The sequence below is a fragment of the Candidatus Accumulibacter sp. ACC003 genome, assembly GCF_907163085.1.
In the GTDB taxonomy this organism is placed as follows: Bacteria; Pseudomonadota; Gammaproteobacteria; order Burkholderiales; family Rhodocyclaceae; genus Accumulibacter.
In genome coordinates this window covers 692,672-715,614 of the sequence record NZ_CAJQTX010000001.1, presented here as the reverse complement: position 1 = coordinate 715,614, position 22,943 = coordinate 692,672, and the positions used below count along the sequence as shown (strand labels likewise).

20 protein-coding genes and 3 pseudogenes are annotated in these 22,943 nt (G+C 64.2%); 15 read left to right on the top strand and 8 right to left on the bottom strand.

Annotation, left to right across the window (positions count from 1 at the left end):
* Positions 1–320: 320 nt before the first annotated feature.
* Positions 321–1,523, bottom strand: coding sequence for an amino acid aminotransferase (locus QZ656_RS03210; protein ID WP_291992013.1), 1,203 nt, complete (start codon positions 1,521–1,523; stop codon positions 321–323).
* Positions 1,524–1,631: 108 nt separating this feature from the next.
* Between QZ656_RS03210 and uvrB the strand changes: the two genes are divergently transcribed.
* The 5 genes and pseudogenes from uvrB to QZ656_RS03190 all read left to right on the top strand — a co-directional run.
* Positions 1,632–3,710: an excinuclease ABC subunit UvrB gene (gene uvrB / locus QZ656_RS03205; protein ID WP_291992012.1), complete on the top strand. Its 2,079-nt coding sequence runs from the start codon at positions 1,632–1,634 to the stop codon at positions 3,708–3,710.
* Positions 3,711–4,053: 343 nt separating this feature from the next.
* Positions 4,054–4,689: a DUF1043 family protein gene (locus tag QZ656_RS03200; protein ID WP_291992011.1), complete on the top strand. Its 636-nt coding sequence runs from the start codon at positions 4,054–4,056 to the stop codon at positions 4,687–4,689.
* A 340-nt stretch (positions 4,690–5,029) separates the two neighbouring features.
* The gene (locus QZ656_RS24025) at positions 5,030–5,677 is read left to right on the top strand and encodes an efflux RND transporter periplasmic adaptor subunit (RefSeq protein ID WP_366522083.1); all 648 of its coding nucleotides are present in this window, start codon (positions 5,030–5,032) and stop codon (positions 5,675–5,677) included.
* Between the two features lie 45 nt (positions 5,678–5,722).
* The gene (locus QZ656_RS24020) at positions 5,723–6,175 is read left to right on the top strand and encodes a hypothetical protein (RefSeq protein ID WP_366522082.1); all 453 of its coding nucleotides are present in this window, start codon (positions 5,723–5,725) and stop codon (positions 6,173–6,175) included.
* Between the two features lie 13 nt (positions 6,176–6,188).
* Positions 6,189–6,652: pseudogene (locus tag QZ656_RS03190) on the top strand (efflux RND transporter permease subunit); the annotation flags it as partial.
* A gap of 195 nt (positions 6,653–6,847) precedes the next feature.
* On the opposite strand, the gene QZ656_RS03185 reads toward QZ656_RS03190, so the two are convergent.
* From QZ656_RS03185 to QZ656_RS03160, 6 genes are all read right to left on the bottom strand, one after another.
* Positions 6,848–7,597, bottom strand: a complete 750-nt coding sequence (locus QZ656_RS03185; RefSeq protein ID WP_291991589.1) for an ISAs1 family transposase — start codon at positions 7,595–7,597, stop codon at positions 6,848–6,850.
* Positions 7,561–8,634: a Druantia anti-phage system protein DruA gene (locus QZ656_RS03180; protein ID WP_291992010.1), complete on the bottom strand. Its 1,074-nt coding sequence runs from the start codon at positions 8,632–8,634 to the stop codon at positions 7,561–7,563. Before QZ656_RS03180 ends, QZ656_RS03185 begins: the two co-directional genes overlap by 37 nt.
* A 7-nt stretch (positions 8,635–8,641) precedes the next feature.
* On the bottom strand, positions 8,642–8,890 hold the full coding sequence (locus tag QZ656_RS03175; protein ID WP_291992009.1) for a hypothetical protein: 249 nt from the start codon (positions 8,888–8,890) through the stop codon (positions 8,642–8,644).
* Positions 8,887–9,681: an ATP-binding protein gene (locus QZ656_RS03170; RefSeq protein WP_291992004.1), complete on the bottom strand. Its 795-nt coding sequence runs from the start codon at positions 9,679–9,681 to the stop codon at positions 8,887–8,889. The genes QZ656_RS03175 and QZ656_RS03170 overlap by 4 nt, the downstream gene beginning before the upstream one ends.
* 1 nt (position 9,682) lies before the next feature.
* Positions 9,683–11,011, bottom strand: coding sequence for a DDE-type integrase/transposase/recombinase (locus QZ656_RS03165; RefSeq protein ID WP_291992008.1), 1,329 nt, complete (start codon positions 11,009–11,011; stop codon positions 9,683–9,685).
* Positions 11,012–11,140: 129 nt separating this feature from the next.
* Entirely contained in the window at positions 11,141–11,674 is a 534-nt protein-coding gene (locus QZ656_RS03160; RefSeq protein ID WP_291991638.1) for a DUF6431 domain-containing protein, read from the bottom strand.
* Positions 11,675–11,691: 17 nt separating this feature from the next.
* On the opposite strand from QZ656_RS03160, the pseudogene QZ656_RS03155 reads away from it, so the two are divergent.
* The 7 genes and pseudogenes from QZ656_RS03155 to QZ656_RS03125 form a co-directional block, all read left to right on the top strand.
* A pseudogene (locus tag QZ656_RS03155) lies at positions 11,692–12,480 on the top strand (efflux RND transporter permease subunit); the annotation flags it as partial.
* A 73-nt stretch (positions 12,481–12,553) separates the two neighbouring features.
* Positions 12,554–13,009 (top strand): annotated as a pseudogene (locus tag QZ656_RS03150) (efflux RND transporter permease subunit).
* Position 13,010: 1 nt separating this feature from the next.
* Positions 13,011–14,453, top strand: a complete 1,443-nt coding sequence (locus tag QZ656_RS03145; protein ID WP_291992007.1) for an efflux transporter outer membrane subunit — start codon at positions 13,011–13,013, stop codon at positions 14,451–14,453.
* A 240-nt stretch (positions 14,454–14,693) separates the two neighbouring features.
* Complete coding sequence (locus QZ656_RS03140) at positions 14,694–15,227, top strand: DUF6431 domain-containing protein (RefSeq protein ID WP_291992006.1); 534 nt, start codon at positions 14,694–14,696, stop codon at positions 15,225–15,227.
* Between the two features lie 129 nt (positions 15,228–15,356).
* Positions 15,357–16,685: a DDE-type integrase/transposase/recombinase gene (locus tag QZ656_RS03135; RefSeq protein ID WP_291992005.1), complete on the top strand. Its 1,329-nt coding sequence runs from the start codon at positions 15,357–15,359 to the stop codon at positions 16,683–16,685.
* 1 nt (position 16,686) lies between these two features.
* Positions 16,687–17,481, top strand: coding sequence for an ATP-binding protein (locus QZ656_RS03130; protein ID WP_291992004.1), 795 nt, complete (start codon positions 16,687–16,689; stop codon positions 17,479–17,481).
* The gene (locus QZ656_RS03125) at positions 17,478–17,678 is read left to right on the top strand and encodes a hypothetical protein (protein WP_291991885.1); all 201 of its coding nucleotides are present in this window, start codon (positions 17,478–17,480) and stop codon (positions 17,676–17,678) included. The genes QZ656_RS03130 and QZ656_RS03125 overlap by 4 nt, the downstream gene beginning before the upstream one ends.
* Positions 17,679–18,067: 389 nt before the next feature.
* Here the strand turns inward: QZ656_RS03125 and QZ656_RS03120 are convergent, their stop codons facing one another.
* A complete protein-coding gene (locus tag QZ656_RS03120; protein ID WP_291992003.1) occupies positions 18,068–18,979 on the bottom strand; it encodes a LysR family transcriptional regulator in 912 nt (303 codons plus the stop codon).
* A 98-nt stretch (positions 18,980–19,077) separates the two neighbouring features.
* Here QZ656_RS03120 and QZ656_RS03115 point away from each other — a divergent pair, with 98 nt between their 5' ends.
* From QZ656_RS03115 to QZ656_RS03105, 3 genes are all read left to right on the top strand, one after another.
* Positions 19,078–19,368 carry a putative quinol monooxygenase gene (locus tag QZ656_RS03115; RefSeq protein ID WP_291992002.1) on the top strand — a complete coding sequence of 97 codons (291 nt, stop codon included), beginning with the start codon at positions 19,078–19,080 and terminating at the stop codon, positions 19,366–19,368.
* A 28-nt stretch (positions 19,369–19,396) separates the two neighbouring features.
* Positions 19,397–20,407, top strand: coding sequence for a zinc-binding alcohol dehydrogenase family protein (locus QZ656_RS03110; protein WP_291992001.1), 1,011 nt, complete (start codon positions 19,397–19,399; stop codon positions 20,405–20,407).
* 338 nt (positions 20,408–20,745) lie between these two features.
* Positions 20,746–22,833, top strand: a complete 2,088-nt coding sequence (locus QZ656_RS03105) for a sulfatase-like hydrolase/transferase (RefSeq protein ID WP_291992000.1) — start codon at positions 20,746–20,748, stop codon at positions 22,831–22,833.
* The last annotated feature ends 110 nt before the right edge of the window (positions 22,834–22,943 follow it).

The window sequence follows — 22,943 nt, the reverse complement described above, 5'->3', positions numbered from 1 at the left end:
GTCGGATGCGGTGGCTGGTTTCGTGCACCTGGACGTGCTGCGCCTGCAAGCTCATCGCCAAGAGTTCGGGCCGATGGCCGGGTGTCGTGTGGCACGCTGTATCGAACATTCGAGGCCGCGAAGCGCCAGCGCCTTCCTGGCGCTGCGCCTGGCCCACGTCCCGTCATTGCGAGGCGGCGCAGCCGACGTGGCAGTCCAGAGATCTTGCTCCTGGCGTTGCTGATGCGGCGGCCGCGGCCAGCTCGGCGGCGCCGAAACCTTGCCGCGCTAACGAAAACGCCGGCCCAGGGCCGGCGTTTTCGTGCCGCTTGCGCAAGCCGTTAGATAACCGCGGCGATGGCGTCGGCTACGTAGTCGATGTTCCTGGTATTCAGCGCCGCCAGGCAGATCCGGCCGGTGCCCACCGCGTAGATGGCAAACTCGTCGCGCAGGCGGTCGACCTGTTCGACACTCAGCCCGGTGTAGGAGAACATGCCGCGCTGGCGGGTGACAAAGGAAAAGTCGGTGCCAAAGCCCCTGCCCTGCAGCTTGTCGACCAGGCTGACGCGCATGGCGAGAATGCGTTGGCGCATCTCACCGAGCTCGCCTTCCCACATCTGGCGCAGTTCCGGACTGGCCAGCACGGCCGCGACGACCGCACCACCATGCGTCGGCGGACTGGAGTAATTGGCCCGGATGACGCGCTTGATCTGCGACAGCACGCGTGCCGCTTCGTCCTTGCTGGCGGCGACCACCGACAACGCGCCAACGCGTTCGCCGTATAGCGAGAACGATTTGGAGAACGAACTGGCAATCAAAAACTGCAGGCCCGAGGCGACAAACAACTGCAGTAGCTGCGCGTCTTCAGCGATGCCGTCGGCAAAACCCTGATAGGCGATGTCGATGAACGGTACCAGGCCGCGCGCACCGATGGTGTCGATCAGCTGTTGCCACTGCGCGCCATTGAGGTCGGCGCCGGTTGGGTTATGGCAACACGCGTGCAGGACGACGATCGACCCCGCCGGCAAGGCGTTCAGCCCGTCGTTCATGGCGTCGAAATCGACGCCGCGGCTGACGGCATCGTAGTAGGGATAAGACTCGACTTCGAAGCCGGCAAACTCGAACAGCGCGCGGTGGTTCTCCCAACTCGGATCGCTGATATAAACCTTGGCGTCGGGCAACAGACGCCGCAGGTAATCGGCGCCGACCTTGAGCGCACCGGTGCCACCGAGGGCCTCGATGGTGACCACCCGGCCGGCTTCGAGCAGCGCCGACTCGCTTCCGAACAACAGCTTCTGGACGCCCTGGTTGTAGCTGGCAAGACCGTCGATCGGCTGGTAACCACGCGCCGGCATCGCTTCCAGGCGGGCTTTTTCGGCGAGCTTGACTGGCCCCAACAGCGGAATCTTGCCGTTGTCGTCGAAGTACACACCGACGCCGAGGTTGACCTTGCTGGAACGTGTGTCAGCGTTGAACGACTCGGTGAGACCGAGGATCGGGTCACGGGGAGCCATGGCAACGGCGGCGAAGATTGAAGCGGTCATTGATCTTTCCTAAAGTGGGCGGAAGTGCAACACGGTGATGTCCCCGGACAAAGCCTTCGGCGATCGAGCACGGCGACGGCCCGCCTGGAAACAACGTAAAATTCTAGCATGTCAGATACCGCCCGACCGTCCGAAAAGAAGCCTTCCGTGAGCTTTGCCGGCAGCCCGTTTCACCTCCATCAGCCCTTCCTTCCCGCCGGTGACCAGCCGGCGGCGATCGACAAGCTGCTGGCGGGGCTGCTCGACGGGCTGTCGTTCCAGACGCTGCTTGGCGTCACCGGCTCGGGCAAGACCTACACCATGGCCAACGTCATCGCCCGCAGTGGCCGGCCGGCGCTGGTGCTGGCGCCGAACAAGACGCTCGCCGCGCAACTCTATGCCGAGTTCCGCGAGTTCTTTCCCGAGAACGCCGTCGAGTATTTCGTTTCCTACTACGACTACTATCAGCCCGAGGCCTACGTGCCGGCGCGCGACCTGTTCATCGAGAAGGACTCGGCGATCAACGAACACATCGAGCAGATGCGTCTGTCGGCGACCAAGAGCCTGCTCGAACGGCGTGATTGCGTGATTGTCGCGACGGTTTCGTGCATCTACGGTATCGGCGACCGCGACGCGTATCACAAGATGATCCTGACGATGCGCGTCGGCGACCGGATCGACCAGCGCGAGGTCATCAAGCGCCTGGTGGACATGCAGTACGAGCGCAACGAGATCGACTTTCGTCGCGGTACTTTTCGCGTTCGCGGCGACGTCGTCGACGTCTTCCCCGCCGAACACGCCGAACAGGCGATCCGCATCTCGCTGTTCGACGACGAAATCGAAGGCCTGCAGCTGTTTGATCCGCTGACCGGTCACCTGCAGGGCCAGCTGCGGCGCTTCACGGTCTTTCCGTCGTCGCATTACGTGACGCCGCGCGAGACCGTGCTGCGCGCGGCCGAAGCGATCAAGCGCGAGCTGACCGAGCGCACCGCCTTCTTCCACGCCGAAGGTCGGCTGGTCGAGGCGCAGCGGATCGAGCAGCGCACGCGTTTCGACCTCGAAATGCTCGACCAGCTCGGCTTCTGCAAGGGCATCGAGAACTACTCGCGGCACTTCTCGGGGCGCCAGCCGGGCCAGCCGCCGCCGACGCTGATCGACTATCTGCCGGCCGACGCGCTGATGTTCATCGACGAATCGCACGTCTCGATTCCACAGGTCGGCGGCATGTACAAGGGCGACCGATCGCGCAAGGAAAACCTGGTCAACTACGGTTTCCGGCTGGTGTCGGCGCTCGACAACCGGCCGCTGAAGTTCGAGGAATACGAGGCCCTGCTACGGCAGACGATTTTTGTTTCGGCGACACCGGCCGAATACGAACGGACGCACCAGGCTCAGGTCGTCGAGCAGGTCGTCCGCCCGACCGGCCTGATCGACCCGGTGCTGATCGTCCGCCCGGCGTCGACGCAGATCGACGACCTGCTGTCGGAGATCCGGCTGCGTGTCGCCCTCGGCGAGCGCGTGCTGGTAACGACGCTGACCAAGCGCATGTCCGAAGACCTGACCGAGTACCTGGGCGAACACGAGGTGCGCGTGCGCTACCTGCATTCGGACATCGACACCGTCGAACGCGTCGAGATCATTCGCGACCTGCGCCTCGGCCGCTTCGACGTCCTGGTCGGCATCAACCTGCTGCGTGAAGGCCTGGACATCCCCGAAGTCTCGCTGGTGGCGATTCTGGACGCCGACAAGGAAGGCTTTCTGCGCTCGGAGCGCTCGCTGATCCAGACCATTGGACGAGCCTCCCGGCACCTCAACGGCACCGCCATTCTCTACGCCGATCGGGTTACCGGCTCGATGAGCCGGGCGATCGCCGAAACCGAAAGGCGGCGGCTCAAGCAGCTGGCTTTCAACGAAGCGCATGGCATCGTCCCTAAGGGCGTCAGCAAGCGAATCACCGACATCATCGACGGCGTCTATGACGTCGACGAAGCACGGCGCGAGCTCAAGGCCGCCGAGCAGCACGCCACCTACGAGGCCATGAGCGAGAAGCAGCTGGCGCGGACGATCAAGCGTCTGGAAAAGGAGATGCTCGAGTACGCCAGGAACCTCGAGTTCGAGAAAGCCGCCGCCGCCCGCGACGAGATCTTCCAGCTTCGCCAACAAGTCTTCGGAATCAGCGGCGAACACGCCAATATCGACACGCCGTAGGGTCCTTGCCTCATCCTCGACGCGGCGTCGCGGCCAGGCGATTGGCAGGGCTTTTGGCGGCGGCCGGGGGCAAATTGCCAGCCGCCGTCGATCACCCGGAATCGGCGATCGCGCTCGATTTTCGCGCCCTGGTGTTACCATGCTTGCAGCCACCTTGGGTTATCGGCCACTCAGCCGAATCACAAGGCCGCTGACTGGCCTCGCAGCGGGTGCTCGGCCAGGCGCGTGATGCGCCCGACGAAAGCCCGGTCCCGGTGGCTTGCGGCATGGCGTTTCGAACGTCGAAAATTGATTCGGCACGGCAGCCGCGGCAAAGCGCTGCCATTTTACGAAAGGGCTTGGCATGAATGAAGAGACTTTGCGGCTTGTCGTTGCAGCGGCGGTACTTGCCGCCGCGGTGATCGGGTTTTTCCTGGGCCGCAGCAGGGTCGGCGGCGCCAACAAACGCGTCGAAGCGCTTGAGGCAGAGGTTCTGCGCCAGAAGGAAGAGGTTTCTGGCTACAAGCATGAAGTCGAGGCGCACTTTGAAAAAACGGCAAGCCTCGTCGCCTCGATGGCTGGCACGTACAAGGACCTCTTCGAACATCTTTCATCGGGATCCGAGCAACTTGCCAACGGTAGCGCCCGCCAATTGTTGCGTGATCGGGTGTCCGGGCTGCTGCTGAACAGTGCCGATCAAGCCGCTACCACGGACAAAGTCTCGGCGGCCCTTGCCGAGGCCGGCGCGCCGCTCGCCGACAAGGTCGATGCGGCCGAGTCGCAGCCATCGGCGGCGGCCAGCGAAGGAGACACCCGCAAGGTCGCGGTCGATCCGGACGCGGCGAGTACGAGTAGCACCGCCAACGACGATGCCGCGACGCCAGACGCCGACAAGCTCAACTCCGACGGCTCTTCAGGGCAAAGCACGCCAGGCGGCGAGGAAACGCCCTCGCCCGCGGGACAGAAACCCGCCGCAGGGAACACCACGCCACCCGCGTAAAGGCGCCGTGCCAAGCTGATTTGCTGTCGCGGTCGCTCGCTGATGGCCTTCATTGTCGTGAAGCGCAATCGGCGATTGACGGTGCGGACCAGCTGACCGATGTGCTTGATCGCGGCCCGATCAAGCGCTGCCAGGAAACGCCATGCAAGGATTGAAGACCCGCTCATGGGCTGCAGACCCTTCGCGCGCTTGCTTGCGAAAAGCTGCCGTTGGCGTCGTCGGCATTCCTTGCCGCGGCGCCACACCTGCGGGAGTTGCCGCCGCCGCTCTTCCTGGCGCTCTAGCCAGCGCTCGCACTGGGCAGGACGCGCCGCCAACCCGACATTTGACGGTGTGCCGCGTGGCAATTCTCGTCGCGCTTGGCTTCACCGTGGCGCTGTCCGGCTGCGGCAAGCGGCCCGCGAAACCGCCGCCGGCGCCGCTGGAGGTGACGACGATCACCGTCGCGGCGAGTGACGTGCCAGTGTCGGCCGAGTACGTCGCACAGACCCAGAGCTCGCAGGCGGTGAACATCCAGGCGCGCGTTTCCGGTTTCCTCGACAAGCGCGTTTACAAGGAAGGTTCGCTGGTCAAGGCCAGCCAGGTGCTGTTCCGCATAGACCCGAAACCCTTCCAGGCGCGGGTCGACGCCGCCGCCGCGGCGATGCAGCGCAACCAGGCGTCGCTGCAGGTGGCCAACCTCAAGCGCACGCGACCGCTGGCGCAGCTCAACGCGCTGTCGCAAAAGGATCTCGACAACGCCGAGGGGCAGTACGAACAGGCGGCAGCGGCAGCGGCGGTGGCGCAGTCGAAGGCACAACTCGACTCGGCCAAGCTCGATCTGTCGTACACCGTCATCCGTTCGCCGGTGAACGGCATTTCCAGCTACGCCGCCGTCGCCGAGGGCAGCTACGTCAGTCCGCAGAACAGCCAGCTGACGACGGTCTCGGTGCTGTCGTCGATGTGGGTCAACTTCAGCCTCTCGGAGAACGAGTACCAGCGCATCTAAAACGACATCAAGGCTGGCCGCCTGGTGTTGCCGAAGGACCGCAACATGCTCGTCGAGATCGAGCAGGTGGACGGCAGCGTCTATCCCTTCACCGGCCACATCACGTTCACCGACCCCTCGTACAACGCCCAGACGGCTACCTTCCTGATTCGCGCCGCGGTCGACAATCCGCAGGGCCAGCTGCGCCCAAACCAGTACGTGCGAGCGCGGTTGAAGGGCGCGCTGCGGCCCACCGCGATCCTGGTGCCGCAACGTGCCGTGCAGCAAAGCGGCCAGGGGCACTTCGTGTGGCTGGTCAACCAGGAAAGCAAGATCGAGCTACGGCCGGTGGTCGTCGGCGACTGGTACCGCGATAGCTGGTTCATCAGCGAAGGCCTGCACGCCGGCGACCAACTGGTGGTCGACGGCGGCTTGCGGGTCTCGCCCGACGCCACGGCAATCGTCAAGGCGTCGTCCGCTGCGGCCGCTGCGCCGGCGGCGGCGACCGGCAGCCACTGAGCCGGCGCGCGACATGTTCTCGCGCTTCTTCGTCGAACGACCGATCTTCGCGGTCGTCGTCGCGCTGCTGATCGTCATCGGCGGGCTGCTGTCGCTGACGCAGCTGCCGGTGCAGCAGTATCCGTCGATCACGCCGGTGCAGGTCACCGTGCAGGCGACGTATCCGGGAGCGGACGCGAAAACGCTGGCCGATTCGGGCGCCGCGCCGATCGAGGCGCAGATCAACGGCGTCGACAACATGCTCTATGTGTCGTCGACCAGTTCGGCAACCGGGCAGCTGCTGCTGACGGTGTTTTTCTCGCTCGACACCGACCCCGACATCGCGCAGGTGCAAGTCCAGAACCGCGTCAATCTGGCCTTGCCGCAGCTGCCGTCGGCGGTCACGCAGCTGGGCGTGCCGGTGCAGAAGAAGTCGGCGACGATCATGTGCTGCTCGCCATCACCGGCCAGGGCGATCGCTACAGCTCGGCCTACGTCGCTGTTACGTCCGGCCCTAATCCAGACTCCTCGGCCCAAGCTTTTCGAGGTTGAAACGATGGCCGAGTCCCATGCTGCAACCGGAAGAGTGATCCCGGCGGCAACGTGGGATGAAGGCCCTACCGAGGCGGCAGCAGCGGCAACCGCCAAGGCTCTTCGGGGTCGTACCACGGTAAATTTGTTCTCGTGCCGGGATCAAGGTGATACGTGGCCTGTAGAATTTTTGGTCATGCGCAGGTAGTCGAAGACCAATCGGATGTTGCGGTTGAGGTGGCGCATTTTTTCGGAAATGCTGGTTTTGCCGTCGGAGAAGTGGTGCAGGATTCCGACGGCAAAGCGGCGCAGGCGTGACATGTTCTCGGGTCCGTAACCAGTCCGAATACGGCTACGGTCCTCGTCGTAGTTCCAGTCGATGACGTAGTGACAGCGGTTCTCTATCGACCAATGGCCGCGATTGATGGCGAGGATTTGCTGTGGGCTGGCCTGTTCTGGAGGGCGACTGGTGATCCCGAGAGCGATTTCGTGCGTCCGCTTGCCGCTCTTCTTGTGCAGCACTTCGCGCTCGATCAAGAACACCTGGCCGACATACGGGAAGTCGAGATAGGCGTTGAGGGCATTGCTGCACCAAATACGCCGAGTCTCGATCCGACCATGGTCAGGTGGCGAAACCGCCACGAAGTCTGCCCCCTTCCGATCCTGGAAGAGGAGCGCGATATCGGCTTGCAGTGTTGGCTGATTGCCTTTGACCGTGAAGTGATAGTGCGCCTTGCGCTCCACCAGGTAGGTCGCCAGCTTGCGCTGTGTCAGTAGCGCGTCGGCGGTGATGTCCTTGCCCTGAATATCGATCGCATCGAGCAGGGGTATGAACATCCCGATTTCATTGGTCTGCTTGAGCTCGTCCCCGCCATTTACGGGCAAGGTGCCGACTTTTTTTGGGTGTGACACACGCCGGTCTGATGCCCGACCACGCTCATGATGTGTGCTTGCTGACCGTGCTCGTCATGGGCATTGCGCATGGTCTTGCCGTCGACCGCCAGACTGGGGTCGTCTTGAGCATAGGCCTTGTTCCACTGCTGACACGCTTGATCGAGCGCCATGGGATCGACACGGATCAGGACGTCACGAATGATGAACTCGCTGGGTACGCGGTAAACGCCCTTCTCGCGACGACAGCGGAAACGCTCGCGTGCTTTCGGTGTGAGGTCTTTGGCCCACCCGGCGATGGCTTTGTAGCCCCGCATTCCGCACAAGACCGCCGCCGTGGCGATGGCCAGAACGGCAGGAAGGGGGTGACGCCTTCCTTGCGCGCGCCGCGGGTAGGCGATGCCGGCAAAGAAATCGGGAAGCGTGCGCATCTGTTCGGCGGTGAGCATCATCCTGGGCGCTCCTGTGCGATAGCGGGGGTTGAGTATCGAGCGGGAAAGTTGGCCGCGAGCGTCCGCCTGCAAGGGGCGAACAAAGACAACTTTGGGCGACGTCGGGTGGGCGCTGTAGCCTTCTCGGGTGCGGCGAAAGCCTTGCGTCAGCCCCAGAGGCGTCCAGTTCGCGGCGCGATAGACGGTCCCCTGGAAGCGCGAGGGGTCCACAAAGGTCTCCAGCAGTAACAGCGGCTTCCCGAAATGCGCCTGCCAATCCTCGGCGACCCGTCGCTCGCACAGCGAGAGCACCTTGGAGCCGAGATTGGGGTAATGCCAATCGGGAAGGATCAGAAAGCGACTGTTGTTGGCGACCAGGCCCAAGCGATCGTACTGATGCCGATAGTCCCAGCCGATCCAGCGGTCACGAACGCCGCATTTCCAGGCCGCCGCAGAGAAACTCAGCAGGGCCGTCCACTTTTCGCCGTAGGTGGCCACGTACCAAAGCGTGTGCCCGATCTTCGCCAGGTCGCCCAGGTAGTGATGCTCTGCCATCAACTCCCGATAGCGAGCCTCTTCGCTCTTGCCCACCAAGCGAACACGCAATGCACCAAGAACGCTTTCCATGCGCCATTTATACGGACTTCCGGCGCAGATGTCCAGGGGGAAGAACTAACTGCTTGATTGCCCGTGCGTTGCCTGAGAGGACAAATCCACCCTGGGGGTCGTACAGATTCATCTGCCGCTGGTGGTAGCGGCGTAGCTGTACGGCATAGCGGCTTTCGCAAGCGACGGCGAGTTGGTGAAGGAAGTGGCTGAGCGCGGCCACGCTTTCATCGGAGAGGCCGTCGGGGAATAGCGGCTCGGCAGAGCGGCGCTTCATCGCAATTCCTCGATCGCCAACTGCAACAGATCGTCGGGCAAATGATTCAAACCACGCGGCACCGCCAGGCGCATCGCCGTGCGCAGAATTCGCCCGGCATGCCGCGGCAAGCCCTTGCTCGCTTGGCGCAAGATCTCCAGGCCTGAATCGCTGAGCAGCGTACTGGTACAACCGGCACTCTTCAGGCTGTGCTGGATCAGCAGCGCGAAGCGCTCGCGTTCGAGCACCGGCTTGAGCTGCACGCGCACCTGAATCCGCCCCGCCAGCGCCGCATAAGGCGCCCGCTCCAGCGTTTGCGCCAGTGTTGGATGACCGATCAACCAGACCGCCATCACATCGCGCGTATCGAAGGCGAAGTTGAGGAAGGCCGGCAAATCCCGAAAGAACTCCGGCGGCAGATTCTGCGCCTCATCGATGATCCACACCGGCATCAGCTGACGGCTATCGACCAACTGCAGAATCCGCTCCTTCAGATCGCGCCACAGCTGCGCCCGCCGATACCCCGGCTCGACACCCAGCGCCCGTGCCAGACCGCGATAGATATCCAGCCGACCAAAGTCGGTCTCCGCCTGATAGATCACCTGATAACGATGCGGATTCAGGCCACGGGTCAATTGGCGCAAGGCCGCCGTCTTGCCCACCCCGGGTTCGCCGGTGATCAGGCCGACGCCCGGTGAGTGCAACAACCACGCAAAGCGCTCGGCCAACTGTCCCAGCGTACCGTCATCCCACAGCTCGGCCGCTTGCTTGCCCAGCGGCGGATGCCGCAAACCAAAGTGCTGAAGGTCCACCTCACTCTCCTTCGGGGTCGTAGTACTGCTGATAGATCTGCTCGATCAGATTCGGGCCGCTCGCCCCTTTCTGGGGCGGGCTAGCGTCCGCTGGGTCAGACTGGCGTCGTTGGCGCGTGGCATTGGCCAGCGCATCGAGTGGCGTCGCCGCACCGATCGATTCCCCTTGCTCGTCCTCGACGCCGATCACCGTCTCGGTATGCGGATCGACCACCAGAGACACCGTTTTGCCCGACAGTTCAAAGGGCACCTCGAAGCGTTGTCCCTGATACGATACCGTGCCATCCTTCCTGACCAGTCGCGTGACGCGATGCTGGAACAGGGCATCGAGGCTTGCCGCCAACGGCCCCAACGGACGAATCCTGGACAGGTCCTGCTGGTAACGCGCCAACGGCGTCATGCCGGCGAGACCGGCGTGCGGGCTGCGGTGATAGACCTGTTCAAGCCAGGCCCACAGGCGAGCATTGAGATCGTCCAGGCTGGCGATATGGCGCTCATCGAGTTCGCTGAGAAACTGATCGCGGCAGCGGCGGTGCCAGCGCTCCAACTTCCCTTTGCCCTCGGGCGCGTACGGCCGACAGTGAATCAGGTGGATGCCCAGCCGGGCGCAGATCCCTTGCAGCGTCTCGGCGCGGTAGGCGGCGCCGTTATCGACCACCAGCTTGAGCGGAATGCCGCGTTTGAGCACCGCCTGCTTGAGCACGCCTTCGATATCCAGGGCGGTTTCTCCGGGGCAGAAGGCGCTGTGCGTGAGTAGCCGGGAGGCGTCGTCGAAGCTCGATACGAGATAGCTCTTGGCGAGTTTGCCGTCGATCGGCACGCGTGGGCCGTGCATCACGTCGCCGTACCAGATCGCCCCCGCTGTCGCGGCGACGAAGCTGCGTTTCTCCTCGGGCAGGCTGGCCGAGCCGGTGATCCGTGACAGGCCGTGCTGCTGCAGCAGACGGTGAATGGTCGACCGGGCCAGGCGGCCACGGGCGACGGTGCCGGTGGCTTCGAGCAATTGTCGAATCTGGCACAGCGAGCGCCGCGGGTTGTCGCGCTTGGCGGCGAGAATGGCCGCCTGGGTGGCGGCCGGGAGCTTCGACTGCCCGCGGTCGGCGCGTGGCTTGGGCGTCAGGCCGTCAAGCTGGTGGAGGCGCCAGGCGTAGTACCACGCCTGAATCGTCTTCTCGCTCAGATAGCGCCGACGGCTGCCGGGGATGGCGTACTCGCGGCTGGCCAGCTCCCGGAGGAGCTGTTGCAGTTCGCCACGTTCCAGCCGCTCGCGGCTGATCAGGGGACCGAGAACGGACAGGCGAAACAGGGCTTTCGGATCAATCGGGTTCATAACCACTCCTGGTGATAAATCGGAGCGGTGATCAAACCAGAACGGCCGTTCTAATGACAGGAGCAAACTGTGTGGGGTCCCCGCCCGGGCGGGGCCCGCACTGTCCGCCACTCGTTCAGGATCAGGAGATCATGGGACGCTGATCTGCCGATCAAGCCAGGTCATGGCCTGTGCCAGGCCGATCGATTCGAACACCCGGCGCCAGAAAGCGCTGCCGTCGACCGTCCGCCCGAGGTCGGCAAAGCGAGCACGCAGGTGAAACTCGAACAGCAGGCGGCGCTCCTGGAGCCAGGCCCACCAGCGACCGGCGGTGCGCCGCTCGGGCGCCGCGCCGGGTGCGCCGGGGCGATCGGGCGCGCCGCTCAGCCGCTGTGCCAGGACCGCTTGCTGCACTGACCAGTCATACCAGCGGCGCGGCGCGATGCACGCCGGCAGACGCGAACACGTCCGCCGACATCCAGAGCAACAGTAGCGGCAGATCGGCACCGGATTGAGTGAATCCTGCCCGGCTCGCCGGTCGGCCTTGCGCTCGTAGTGCCCGTGCTGCCAGAGAATCTTCAGGCCGCAATGCGGGCAGCACGGCGGTCGATACGCTTCGGGGGTTTGCTTGATGGCCTCAAGATGCTGCTCGATCGTCTCGATGCCGGCTACAATTCGCTGCATGGGCTGGGCGCTTTGCGGTGTGGTTTGTCTTGATAACTTCCCACGATAGCAGAGTTGTCCCGGCCCTTCTTTCGTTCACTTCGTCCCAACATCCTTCAGGCAGGCCGCCTTCTTTCGCCCTCGCCGTCCACGGGATATCTCACGCCGTCAGTTCCTGGAGAGCGGCGGACGTAACAGTCGCCAACTACGCCAACGTCTACGTGCTCGACGCGCTGAAGCGCGTGCCGGGCGCCGGCCAGGCGCAGATCATGGGCGTTCCCGACCAGGCGATGCGCATCTGGATGAATCCCAACCGCATGGCGTCGCTGGGCGTCACGACCAGCGACATCGCCAACGCCGTCAATTCGCAGAACGCGCTGTTCGGCGTCGGCCAGATCGGCCAGCAGCCGAATGCCGGCGCCGTGCAGTTGAGCTTTCCGGTGGTCACCCAGGAGCAATTCACCGAGCCGCGGCAGTACGAGAAGATCATCCTGCGCGCCGACCGGGACGACAGCGCGATCGTCCGCCTGGGTGCGGTGGCGCGCGCCGAGGTTGGCCTCCGCCAGTACATCGTCGACAGCCGCCTGAACAACACGCCGGCGACCTTGATTGCCATCTACCAGCAACCCGGCGCCAACGGGCTGCTGGTGTCGAGTGCCGTGCGCAAGGCGCTCCAGGAGATGAAGGCGCGTTTCCCGAACGGCCTGGATTATGTCATCGCGCTGGACACCAACGATTTCGTGCGGCTGTCGATCGAAGAGGTGGTAAAGACTCTCGCCGAGGCGCTGCTGCTGGTGGTGCTGGTGGTGCTGGTGGTGTACCTGTTCCTGCAAAGCGTGCGCACGACGCTGATCTGTGCCGTGGCGATCGTCGTTTCGCTGGTCGCTGCCGGACGCGGTGATGACCGCGATTCCCTTCGGCGTCCTCGGCGCGCTGCTCGCCAACGCCATCCGCGGACTGGAGAACGACGTGTACTTCCAGATTGGCCTGCTGGTGCTGATCGGCCTGGGCGCCAAGAACGCCGTGCTGCGCGTCTCGGCGGCAGTGGATTTCCGCCGCTAGGGCAAGAGCATCATGGCAGCGACCGTGCTCGCCGGCGAACAGCGGCTGCGGCCGATCATCATCACCTCGCTGGCCTTCGCCGTCGGCTGACTGCCGCTGGCGCTGGCGGTCGGCGCCGGCGCCAACGCGCGCCATTCGATAGGCACCGGCATCATCGGCGGCATGATCGGCGAGACGACGCTGGCGATGCTCTACGTGCCGCTGTTCTTCTATCTTTTCGACCGCCTCGCCGAGCGCCGCAAGGCCGGCGCCGCGCCCACCGAAGCGGCCGCGCCAGCAGTCAAAGAGCCCTGAGATGCGACGCCTGCTGATCGTCGCCAGCCTGATGCTCGCGGGCTGCGTGCTCGGCCCGGATTACCAGCGCCCCGAGGTCGCGGCAGCGGCGTCGTTCCAGTACGTGACCCGCGACGTCGTCGACACGCTGTGGTGGAAGCAGTTCGACGATCCGCTGCTCAACAGCCTGATCGACGAGGCGCTGGCGCACAACAGCAACATCGCCATCGCCGCGGCGAACGTCGAGCAGGCGGCGGCGCTCTTGCCGCAGGTGCGTTCGGCGCTTTTTCCGCAGATCGGCTACGGCGCCAGCGCTGCCCGCGAGCGCGGCCGCGAGCCGGCATTCGCCGCGCAGCTGCCGAACTACCCGAATCCGAGCAGCGCCTACCAGGCCGGGATTTCGGCGAGCTGGAAGATCGACCTCTGGGGTCGCGTCCAGCGCCAGTCGGAAGCGACGCTGGCCAACGTGCTGGCGACCAATGAGGCGCGTCGCGGCGTCGTGCTGTCGCTGGTCGCCGCGGTGGCCAACGGCTATCTGCAGCTGCGCGGGCTCGACGCCCAGCTGGTCGTGGCGCGCCAGACGCTGCAGACCTACGCCGAATCGGTCGACCTGTTCAAGCTGCAGTTCAAGTACGGGCAGGTGTCGCAGATGAACGTCGCGCAGGCCGAATCGCAATACGAGTCGGCGGCGGCGCAGATTCCGCTGCTCGAATCGAACATCGCGCAGACGCAAAACTCGCTGGCGGTGCTGGTCGGCCGCAACCCCGGCCCGATCGCCCGCGGCAAGGCCATCGACCAGTTGACGCTGCCGGCGGTGCCGGCGGGCCTGCCCTCGCAGCTGCTCGAGCGCCGACCCGACCTGCTGCAGTCCGAACAGCAACTGATCGCTGCCAACGCGCAGATCGGCGCCGCCAAGGCGTTGTACTTCCCAGCGATCTCGCTCACCGGCAGCTTCGGCTACGCCAGCGCCGAGCTGACGAAGCTGTTCACCGGACCGGCGCGGGTGTGGAGCTACGCCGGCTCGCTGGCCGGGCCGATCTTCACCTTCGGCGCGGTCAGCGGCCAGGTGACGCAGGCCGAGGCCGCGCAGCGCGCCGCGCTGCTGAGCTGCCAGCTGGCGATCCGCGATGCCTTTGCCGACGTCGACAACGCGCTCGTCGCCAACAGCAACATCAGTCAGCAGCTGCAGGCGCAGATCCGCCCGGTGGCCGCGCTCAAGGAGTACGCCGGCCTGTCGCGCAAGCTCTACGAGGGTGGCTACGCCGATTATTCGACGGTGCTGCAGGCCGAACAGGCCTTGTTTCCGGCCGAGCTGAACCTGATGGCGATTCGCGCGCAGCTGCTCGCGTCGTCGGTGAATATCTACAAGGCGATGGGTGGCGGCTGGGTGACGCAGGCCGACCGCCGCAGCACCGGCGGCGGCCAGCCGCCACCCAGCACCGCAGGCTGGCCACCACTGTTCTGACGCACGTCACTCCGGGGGTGGTGCAGGCGCCAACCCTTACTGGGTTCGACCAGCCGTCTGTTGTTGTTACGTCCGCCGCTCTCCAGGAACTGACGGCGTGAGATATCCCGTGGACGGCGAGGGCGAAAGAAGGCGGCCTGCCTGAAGGATGTTGGGACGAAGTGAACGAAAGAAGGGCCGGGACAACTCTGCTATCGTGGGAAGTTATCAAGACAAACCACACAGCAAAGCGCCCAGCCCATGCAGCGAATTGTAGCCGGCATCGAGACGATCGAGCAGCATCTTGAGGCCATCAAGCAAACCCCCGAAGCGTATCGCCCGCCGTGCTGCCCGCATTGCGGCCTGAAGATTCTCTGGCAGCACGGGCACTACGAGCGCAAGGCCGACCGGCGAGCCGGGCAGGACTCACTCAATCCGGTGCCGATCTGCCGCTACTGTTGCGCTGGATGTCGGCGGACGTGTTCGCGTCTGCCGGCGTGCATCGCGCCGCGCCGCTGGTATGACTGGTCAGTGCAGCAAGCGGTCCTGGCACAGCGGCTGAGCGGTGCGCCCGATCGCCCCGGCGCACCCGGCGCGGCGCCCGAGCGGCGCACCGCCGGTCGCTGGTGGGCCTGGCTCCAGGAGCGCCGCCTGCTGTTCGAGTTTCACCTGCGTGCTCGCTTTGCCGACCTCGGGCGGACGGTCGACGGCAGCGCTTTCTGGCGCCGGGTGTTCGAATCGATCGGCCTGGCACAGGCCATGACCTGGCTTGATCGGCAGATCAGCGTCCCATGATCTCCTGATCCTGAACGAGTGGCGGACAGTGCGGGCCCCGCCCGGGCGGGGACCCCACACAGTTTGCTCCTGTCATTAGAACGGCCGTTCTGGTTTGATCACCGCTCCGATTTATCACCAGGAGTGGTTATGAACCCGATTGATCCGAAAGCCCTGTTTCGCCTGTCCGTCCTCGGTCCCCTGATCAGCCGCGAGCGGCTGGAACGTGGCGAACTGCAACAGATTCTCCGGGAGCTGGCTAGCCGCGAGTACGCCATCCCCGGCAGCCGTCGGCGCTATCTGAGCGAGAAGACGATTCAGGCGTGGTACTACGCCTGGCGCCTCCGCCAGCTTGACGGCCTGACGCCCAAGCCACGCGCCGACCGCGGGCAGTCGAAGCTCCCGGCCGCCACCCAGGCGGCCATTCTCGCCGCCAAGCGCGACAACCCGCGGCGCTCGCTGTGCCAGATTCGACAATTGCTCGAAGCCACCGGCACCGTCGCCCGTGGCCGCCTGGCCCGGTCGACCATTCACCGTCTGCTGCAGCAGCACGGCCTGTCACGGATCACCGGCTCGGCCAGCCTGCCCGAGGAGAAACGCAGCTTCGTCGCCGCGACAGCGGGGGCGATCTGGTATGGCGACGTGATGCACGGCCCACGCGTGCCGATCGACGGCAAACTCGCCAAGAGTTATCTCGTGTCGCTCTTCGACGACGCCTCCCGGCTACTCACGCACAGCGCCTTCTGCCCCGGAGAAACCGCCCTGGACATCGAGGGCGTGCTCAAGCAGGCGGTGCTCAAGCGCGGCATTCCGCTCAAGCTGGTGGTCGATAACGGCGCCGCCTACCGCGCCGAGACGCTGCAAGGGATCTGCGCCCGGCTGGGCATCCATCTGATTCACTGCCGGCCGTACGCGCCCGAGGGCAAAGGGAAGTTGGAGCGCTGGCACCGCCGCTGCCGCGATCAGTTTCTCAGCGAACTCGATGAGCGCCATATCGCCAGCCTGGACGATCTCAATGCCCGCCTCTGGGCGTGGCTTGAACAGGTCTATCACCGCAGCCCGCACGCCGGTCTCGCCGGCATGACGCCGTTGGCGCGTTACCAGCAGGACCTGTCCAGGATTCGTCCGTTGGGGCCGTTGGCGGCAAGCCTCGATGCCCTGTTCCAGCATCGCGTCACGCGACTGGTTCGCAAAGATGGCACGGTATCGTATCAGGGACAACGCTTCGAGGTGCCCTTTGAACTGTCGGGTAAAACGGTGTCTCTGGTGGTCGATCCGCATACCGAGACGGTGATCGGCGTCGAGGACGAGCAAGGGGAATCGATCGGTGCGGCGACGCCACTCGATGCGCTGGCCAATGCCACGCGCCAACGACGCTCGCCTGACCCGGCGGACGCTAGCCAACCCCAGAAAGGGACGAGCGGCCCGAATCTGATCGAGCAGATCTATCAGCAGTACTACGACCCCGAAGGAGAGTGAGGTGGACCTTCAACACTTTGGTTTGCGGCATCCGCCGCTGGGCAAGCAAGCGGCCGAGCTGTGGGATGACGGTACGCTGGGACAGTTGGCCGAGCGCTTTGCCTGGTTGTTGCACTCGCCCGGGGTCGGCCTGATCACCGGCGAACCCGGGGTGGGCAAGACGGCGGCCTTGCGCCAATTGACCCGTGGCCTGAATCCGCATCGTTATCAGGTGATCTATCAGGCGGAGACGGACTTTGGTCGGCTGGATATCTATCGCGGTCTGGCACGGGCGCTGGGTGTCGAGCCGGGGTATCGGCGGGCGCAGCTGTGGCGCGATCTGAAGGAGCGGATTCTGCAGTTGGTCGATAGCCGTCAGCTGATGCCGGTGTGGATCATCGATGAGGCGCAGAATCTGCCGCCGGAGTTCTTTCGGGATTTGCCGGCCTTCCTCAACTTCGCCTTCGATACGCGCGATGTGATGGCGGTCTGGTTGATCGGTCATCCAACACTGGCGCAAACGCTGGAGCGGGCGCCTTATGCGGCGCTGGCGGGGCGGATTCAGGTGCGCGTGCAGCTCAAGCCGGTGCTCGAACGCGAGCGCTTCGCGCTGCTGATCCAGCACAGCCTGAAGAGTGCCGGTTGTACCAGTACGCTGCTCAGCGATTCAGGCCTGGAGATCTTGCGCCAAGCGAGCAAGGGCTTGCCGCGGCATGCCGGGCGAATTCTGCGCACGGCGATGCGCCTGGCGGTGCCGCGTGGTTTGAATCATTTGCCGGACGATCTGTTGCAGTTGGCGATCGAGGAATTGCGATGAAGCGCCGCTCTGCCGAGCCGCTATTCCCCGACGGCCTCTCCGATGAAAGCGTGGCCGCGCTCAGCCACTTCCTTCACCAACTCGCCGTCGCTTGCGAAAGCCGCTATGCCGTACAGCTACGCCGCTACCACCAGCGGCAGATGAATCTGTACGACCCCGAAGAGCCTTGGCGGTTGCCGCTGCTGCCGCCTCGGTAGGGCCTTCATCCCACGTTGCCGCCGGGATCACTCTTCCGGTTGCAGCATGGGACTCGGCCATCGTTTCAACCTCGAAAAGCTTGGGCCGAGGAGTCTGGATTAGGGCCGGACGTAACAGTTGTCGTCCCTTGACGACCACCCGACCGAAAATCCGGCGCCATCTGGCACATCGTTTTCCGGCAAGCGCCTTACTGTGAAAGTCGCGGAGGCGGCTCACGAAACTCCCGTCTCCTCTTGCGGGAGAAGGGCCAGGGGTGAGGCGGGGAATTCAGGGAGCATGCTCCCTGCCCGGCGAGCGATTCCGGCGTGCAAGCCGGAATGCGCACTGCAAGTGAGAGGGAAACGGTCATGACTTTCATGATCTGGGGTATCTCAACATGTCATGACCCTTAGCTGGCGTTCTCTGCGGATGGTTCAAGACTTTGCAGCGTCGAGGCCAGTTGGTCGGCGAGCGCGCGCACCCGCCTTGGCTGCGCTCGACCGGGCGGAAACAACAGTTGCAGCGGCGTCGGGGGCGGCGCGTAGTCGGCCAGAAGCTCAAGCAGATTGCCAGCCCTGATATCCGGCCCGACGTCCAGTTCCGACTTGAGAATGATCCCGTGACCGGCAAGACACCACTGCCGCACCAGCGCCCCGTCATTGGCCACCCGGTCGCCGCGCACAGTGACGATCTGTTGCATGCTGTTTGGGCCAAAGCGCCAGACATTGTCCAGATGCCCGCCAAAGCGCATGACAAGACAATTGTGACGCTTGAGATCGACGGGTTTCTTCGGGCGGCCGTGCTTTACCAGATAGCTGGGCGCGGCACAAAGCACGCGCCGTTTCCGGCCAAGGCTTCGGACGCGCAATGAACTGTCGATGACCGGCCCGAAACGCAAAGCGATATCGAAGCCCTCGCCCACTATATCGACATAGCCGTCCGACAGCAGAAGCTCGACGGAGATCGCCGGGTGTTCGGCCAGGAAGCGGCCAATCTCGGCAGAAACAAGGCTCCGCCCGATATCACTTGGGGCGCTGATCCGGATCGGACCCGACAGCGCTTTGGCACCCAGGCGGACGCGCGTTTCAAGGTCGTCGATCTCGCCCAGGACGACTTTGGCACCGTCGACCAGCGTCCGCCCCTCTTCGGTCAGGCTGAGCGCGCGGGTCGTGCGGTTCAAGAGGGTGACACCAAAATGCGCCTCAAGCGCAGCCAGCCGCTCGGATACCGTCGTCGACGAAAGCCCGGCTTCGCGACCTGCCGCGCCCAGGCCGCCTTTCTCGACGATCAGCAGGAACAGGGCGATGTTGTTGAGTAACACTGTACGGAAGTTCCGGATTATATTTTCGCATTTTGCCTGTTTATCCGGCTTTGGCAAACAGTTATATTGCTCGCACCGCCAATCAAGGAGCAACAGAAATGAGCAAACTGACGATCGTCGCAAACATCCACGCCAACGCCGATCAGATTGATCTGGTCAAGGTAGAGCTGCTGAAGCTGATCCCGATCACGCGCGCTGAAGAAGGCTGCGTCGCCTATGACTTGCACCGCGACAATGACAATCCGGCGCATTTCACGTTCTTTGAGAACTGGCAGTCGCGCGAACTGTGGCAGACGCACATGAATGCCCCGCACATCGCGGCCTTTATGAAAGCTACGGACGGCGCCATTGCCGAATTCACGCTCAACGAAATGACCCACATTGGCTAAGCCCGCATCGAGACCAGGAGATTCAACAATGAAAGCTGTCGCTCTTACGCATTATCTTCCCGTCGACGACGTCAATGCATTTCTCGACGTCGAGCTGCCCAAGCCTACGGCAGCGGGTCGCGATCTTCTGGTCGCGGTCAAGGCGGTGTCGATCAACCCGGTCGATACCAAGGTTCGCCGCCCCTCGGACAAGGTAGAAGACCCTCCCCGGGTCCTTGGCTGGGATGCCAGCGGGATTGTCGAGGCGGTCGGCCCGGAGGTCACACTGTTCAAACCCGGCGATGAAGTCTATTACGCCGGAGATATTACCCGCTCGGGTTCGAACGCGGAATTCCAGCTGGTTGACGAGCGGATTGTCGGACGTAAGCCAAAGAGCCTCGGTTTTGCCGAAGCCGCAGCGCTGCCGCTGACCACGATCACCGCCTACGAGGCTTTCTTTGACCGTCTCGGAATTGCTCGCGATGGCGCCGACAAGGGGCAGTCGGTGCTCATCATCGGCGCCGGTGGTGGTGTTGGCTCGATCGGCATTCAACTGGCCAAGGCCGCCGAGCTGGTAGTCATTGCCACGGCGTCTCGCCCGGAGACGGCAAGCTGGGTCACCGAGCTTGGCGCCGATCATGTCGTCAATCACCGCCAAGCGATCGTTGAACAGGTACGGGCGCTCGGCTTTCAACACGTCGATCACATCGCCATCTTCAATGACATGCGCCACTGGGAAAGCGCGGTTGAACTGATCCGGCCGCAGGGTGGGATCGTCACGATCGATGACACCGATCTGCCGATGCCGATGGCTGGCATGAAAATGAAGGCGGCTAGCCTGCATTGGGAGTTCATGTTCGCGCGCGCCATCCACCACACGCCGGACATGATCGAGCAGCACAACTTGCTGAGCTACGTGGCAGATGAAATCGACGCCGGGCGAATTCGCACGACGCTCGACAAGGTTCTCAGCCCGATCAACGCCGCCAACATTCGCGCCGCGCACGCGCTCATCGAAACCGGTCAGGCAAAAGGCAAGATCGTCGTTCAATCGTTCTGAAATCGATCGCAGCGGGTTTCGGATGTGAATGTGACACCGTTCGGCCCTGCGAATCGGGCCGAACGGTGTCTTTTCGCCTGATGAATTTCGTCGGCCCTGCCTGGCCAAACGGTCCTTCGGAACCTCGCGGGGAAAGCCGGCCCGCGCTGAAAAACCGGCCTTCAGTCGCTTCTTTCCAGGCCTTGCCGCGGCCAAGTCGGCGTTTGACAGCGTTGGCGGGGGCTCCCTATACTCTCTGGGCGCGTCCTTGGAGTTCCCTGTTTCCATTGGACGTATGGATCGGCTGTTCATCTGCGGTCCATGGACGGCAGAGCACGTGACTTCCAAAAGGAGATCCCATGTCAACACCAGTCAGCGACGAACAAGCTCCGAATTTCCTGATGATCATGGTGGACCAGCTGCGCTACCCGCGCCTCGGCTACGGTTCTGCCGGCTTCGTCGATCCGATCAAGGACATCCTGTCCTTCGTCGGCAACATCGATGACAACCCCTACGCCAAGCACTTTCCCGGTTTCTGCAAGCTGCGCGAGCACGCGGTGGTGTTGACCGATCACACCATCGCCGAATCGGCGTGTATCCCGAGTCGGGCCAGCATCATGACCGGTCAATACGGGCCGCGGAGCGGCGTGACGCAGACCGACGGCCTGTTCAAGAGCGGCGAGGCGCAGGCTTTTCCGTGGCTCAAGGCCGACGGCATGCCGACCATCGGCGACTGGTTCCGCCATCTCGGCTATTCGACCCACTACTTCGGCAAGTGGCACGTCAGCAACCCACCCGAACACACGCTCGAGGGTTTCGGCTTTCAGGATTGGGAACTCAGCTGGCCGGAACCGCACGGCGCTCTGATCAACAATCTGGGGAGCTTTCGCGATTATCAGTTCGCCGAGCTGGCCTGTACTTTTCTGCGCGCGCGTGGCCTCGGCGTTCCCTACGACCGGGCGGTATCGACGCAAGGCAAGCTCAATCCGGAGAGCAGCGATCAGCTACCGCCGACAGCGCCATTCTTCGCCGTCTGTTCCTTCACGAACCCGCATGACATCGCTGCCTACCCGACGCTGCCACGGCAACTCGGCGCTGGCCAGGACCCCGATGCCGGCCCGCTCGAGAGTCTCCGGGAGTCCTTTGGCCCGGGCAAGTCGGTGCCCATTCCGAGGCAGGGTGTCACGAGTTGCACGCCGCAGCACGGGACTTTCCGCATCCCGCTCAACCCCACCGGGCTGCCGCAGCACTGCGCCAGCGCCAGCCCCAGCCAGGACGAAGATCTGCTCGCCAACAACAAGCCGCGCGCCCAGTACGACTACGCCTACAAGCTCGGTCTGGGGCTCGCTGCAAAGTTCGGCCTGGCCGCCGCCCAGGGCGCGCTCGGCGACGATGCCAAGCCGGCGGCGGTGCTCGAAGCGGCGGTCGCGGCGACCCTGCAGGTCGCCGTGCCGCTCCAGATCCAGGACGACCCGGATGGCGCCGCCGTCGGCTTCCTGCAGTACTACGCTTACATGATCTCGATGGTCGACCGCCACATCCTGAAGGTCTTGGAGGCGCTCGACGACTCCGGTCTGCGCGACAACACCATCGTCGTCTTCGCCTCCGACCACGGCGAGTACGGCGCCGCGCACTCGATGATGCTCGAGAAGTGGCACGCCGCGTACCAGGAGGCGCTGCATGTGCCGGTGCTGTTCAGCAGCGCCAGGCTGAACGGCGGCGACACGCCGCTGGTGGTGAGCGCGCAGAGCAGTCATATCGACCTGTTGCCGACGCTGCTCGGACTCGCCGGCTGCGACGCCGATCGGCGCGACGCCATTCGGCGGCAGTTGTCGATGACGCATCCGACGGCGCCACTGCCGGGAGCAGACCTCACGCCGATTATCGCTGGCGGCGGCTCGGGCCCGGTGATCGGCCCCGACGGCCGTGAGCGACTCGGCGTGCTGTTCGTCACCGACGACATGATCACCGAGCCGCTGCCGCGCGACGACGACCCGCACAACAACAACAGTTGGCAGCAGTTCGAGGTTTTTTGTGAAACCGTGCGACGCCTGCGCAGTGAGCCCGGCAAGCTCGCGCATCATCCCTACCTGCCCGAGCTCAATCCGGGGCCGGTGATGCAGCCCTGCCACGTGCGCGCCTTGCGCTCGGGTCCGTGGAAGCTGGTGCGCTTTTGCGATCCCTGGAGCGCCGAGCCGGTGCCTGATCAATGGGAACTGTACCAGCTTGAGGCCGACCCGACGGAACAGTGCAACCTGGTGGTTTACGATGCCGTCTTTCCGACGGTCATTGCCGCCGATCAGCTGCCTGAACGCTTGCGCAAGACCCCTGAGGAGATTGCCGAGATCGCGCGCATCCTGCTGCTGGAGCTGAGCAAGCAGGAAGCCGAGTTGCTGAAGCCCTACCCCAGCGCCTATCCAACCGCGGGCGCGGCTGTCGGCGCGTAGCCTGGTGTTAAGTCCGCCGCTCGCGCGGGTCTGGCAGCGTCCGTCATCCCGAGAACGGCGAGAGCAAAAAAAACGGCCCGAGAAACCTCGGGCCGTCTTGCCGTTGAGCG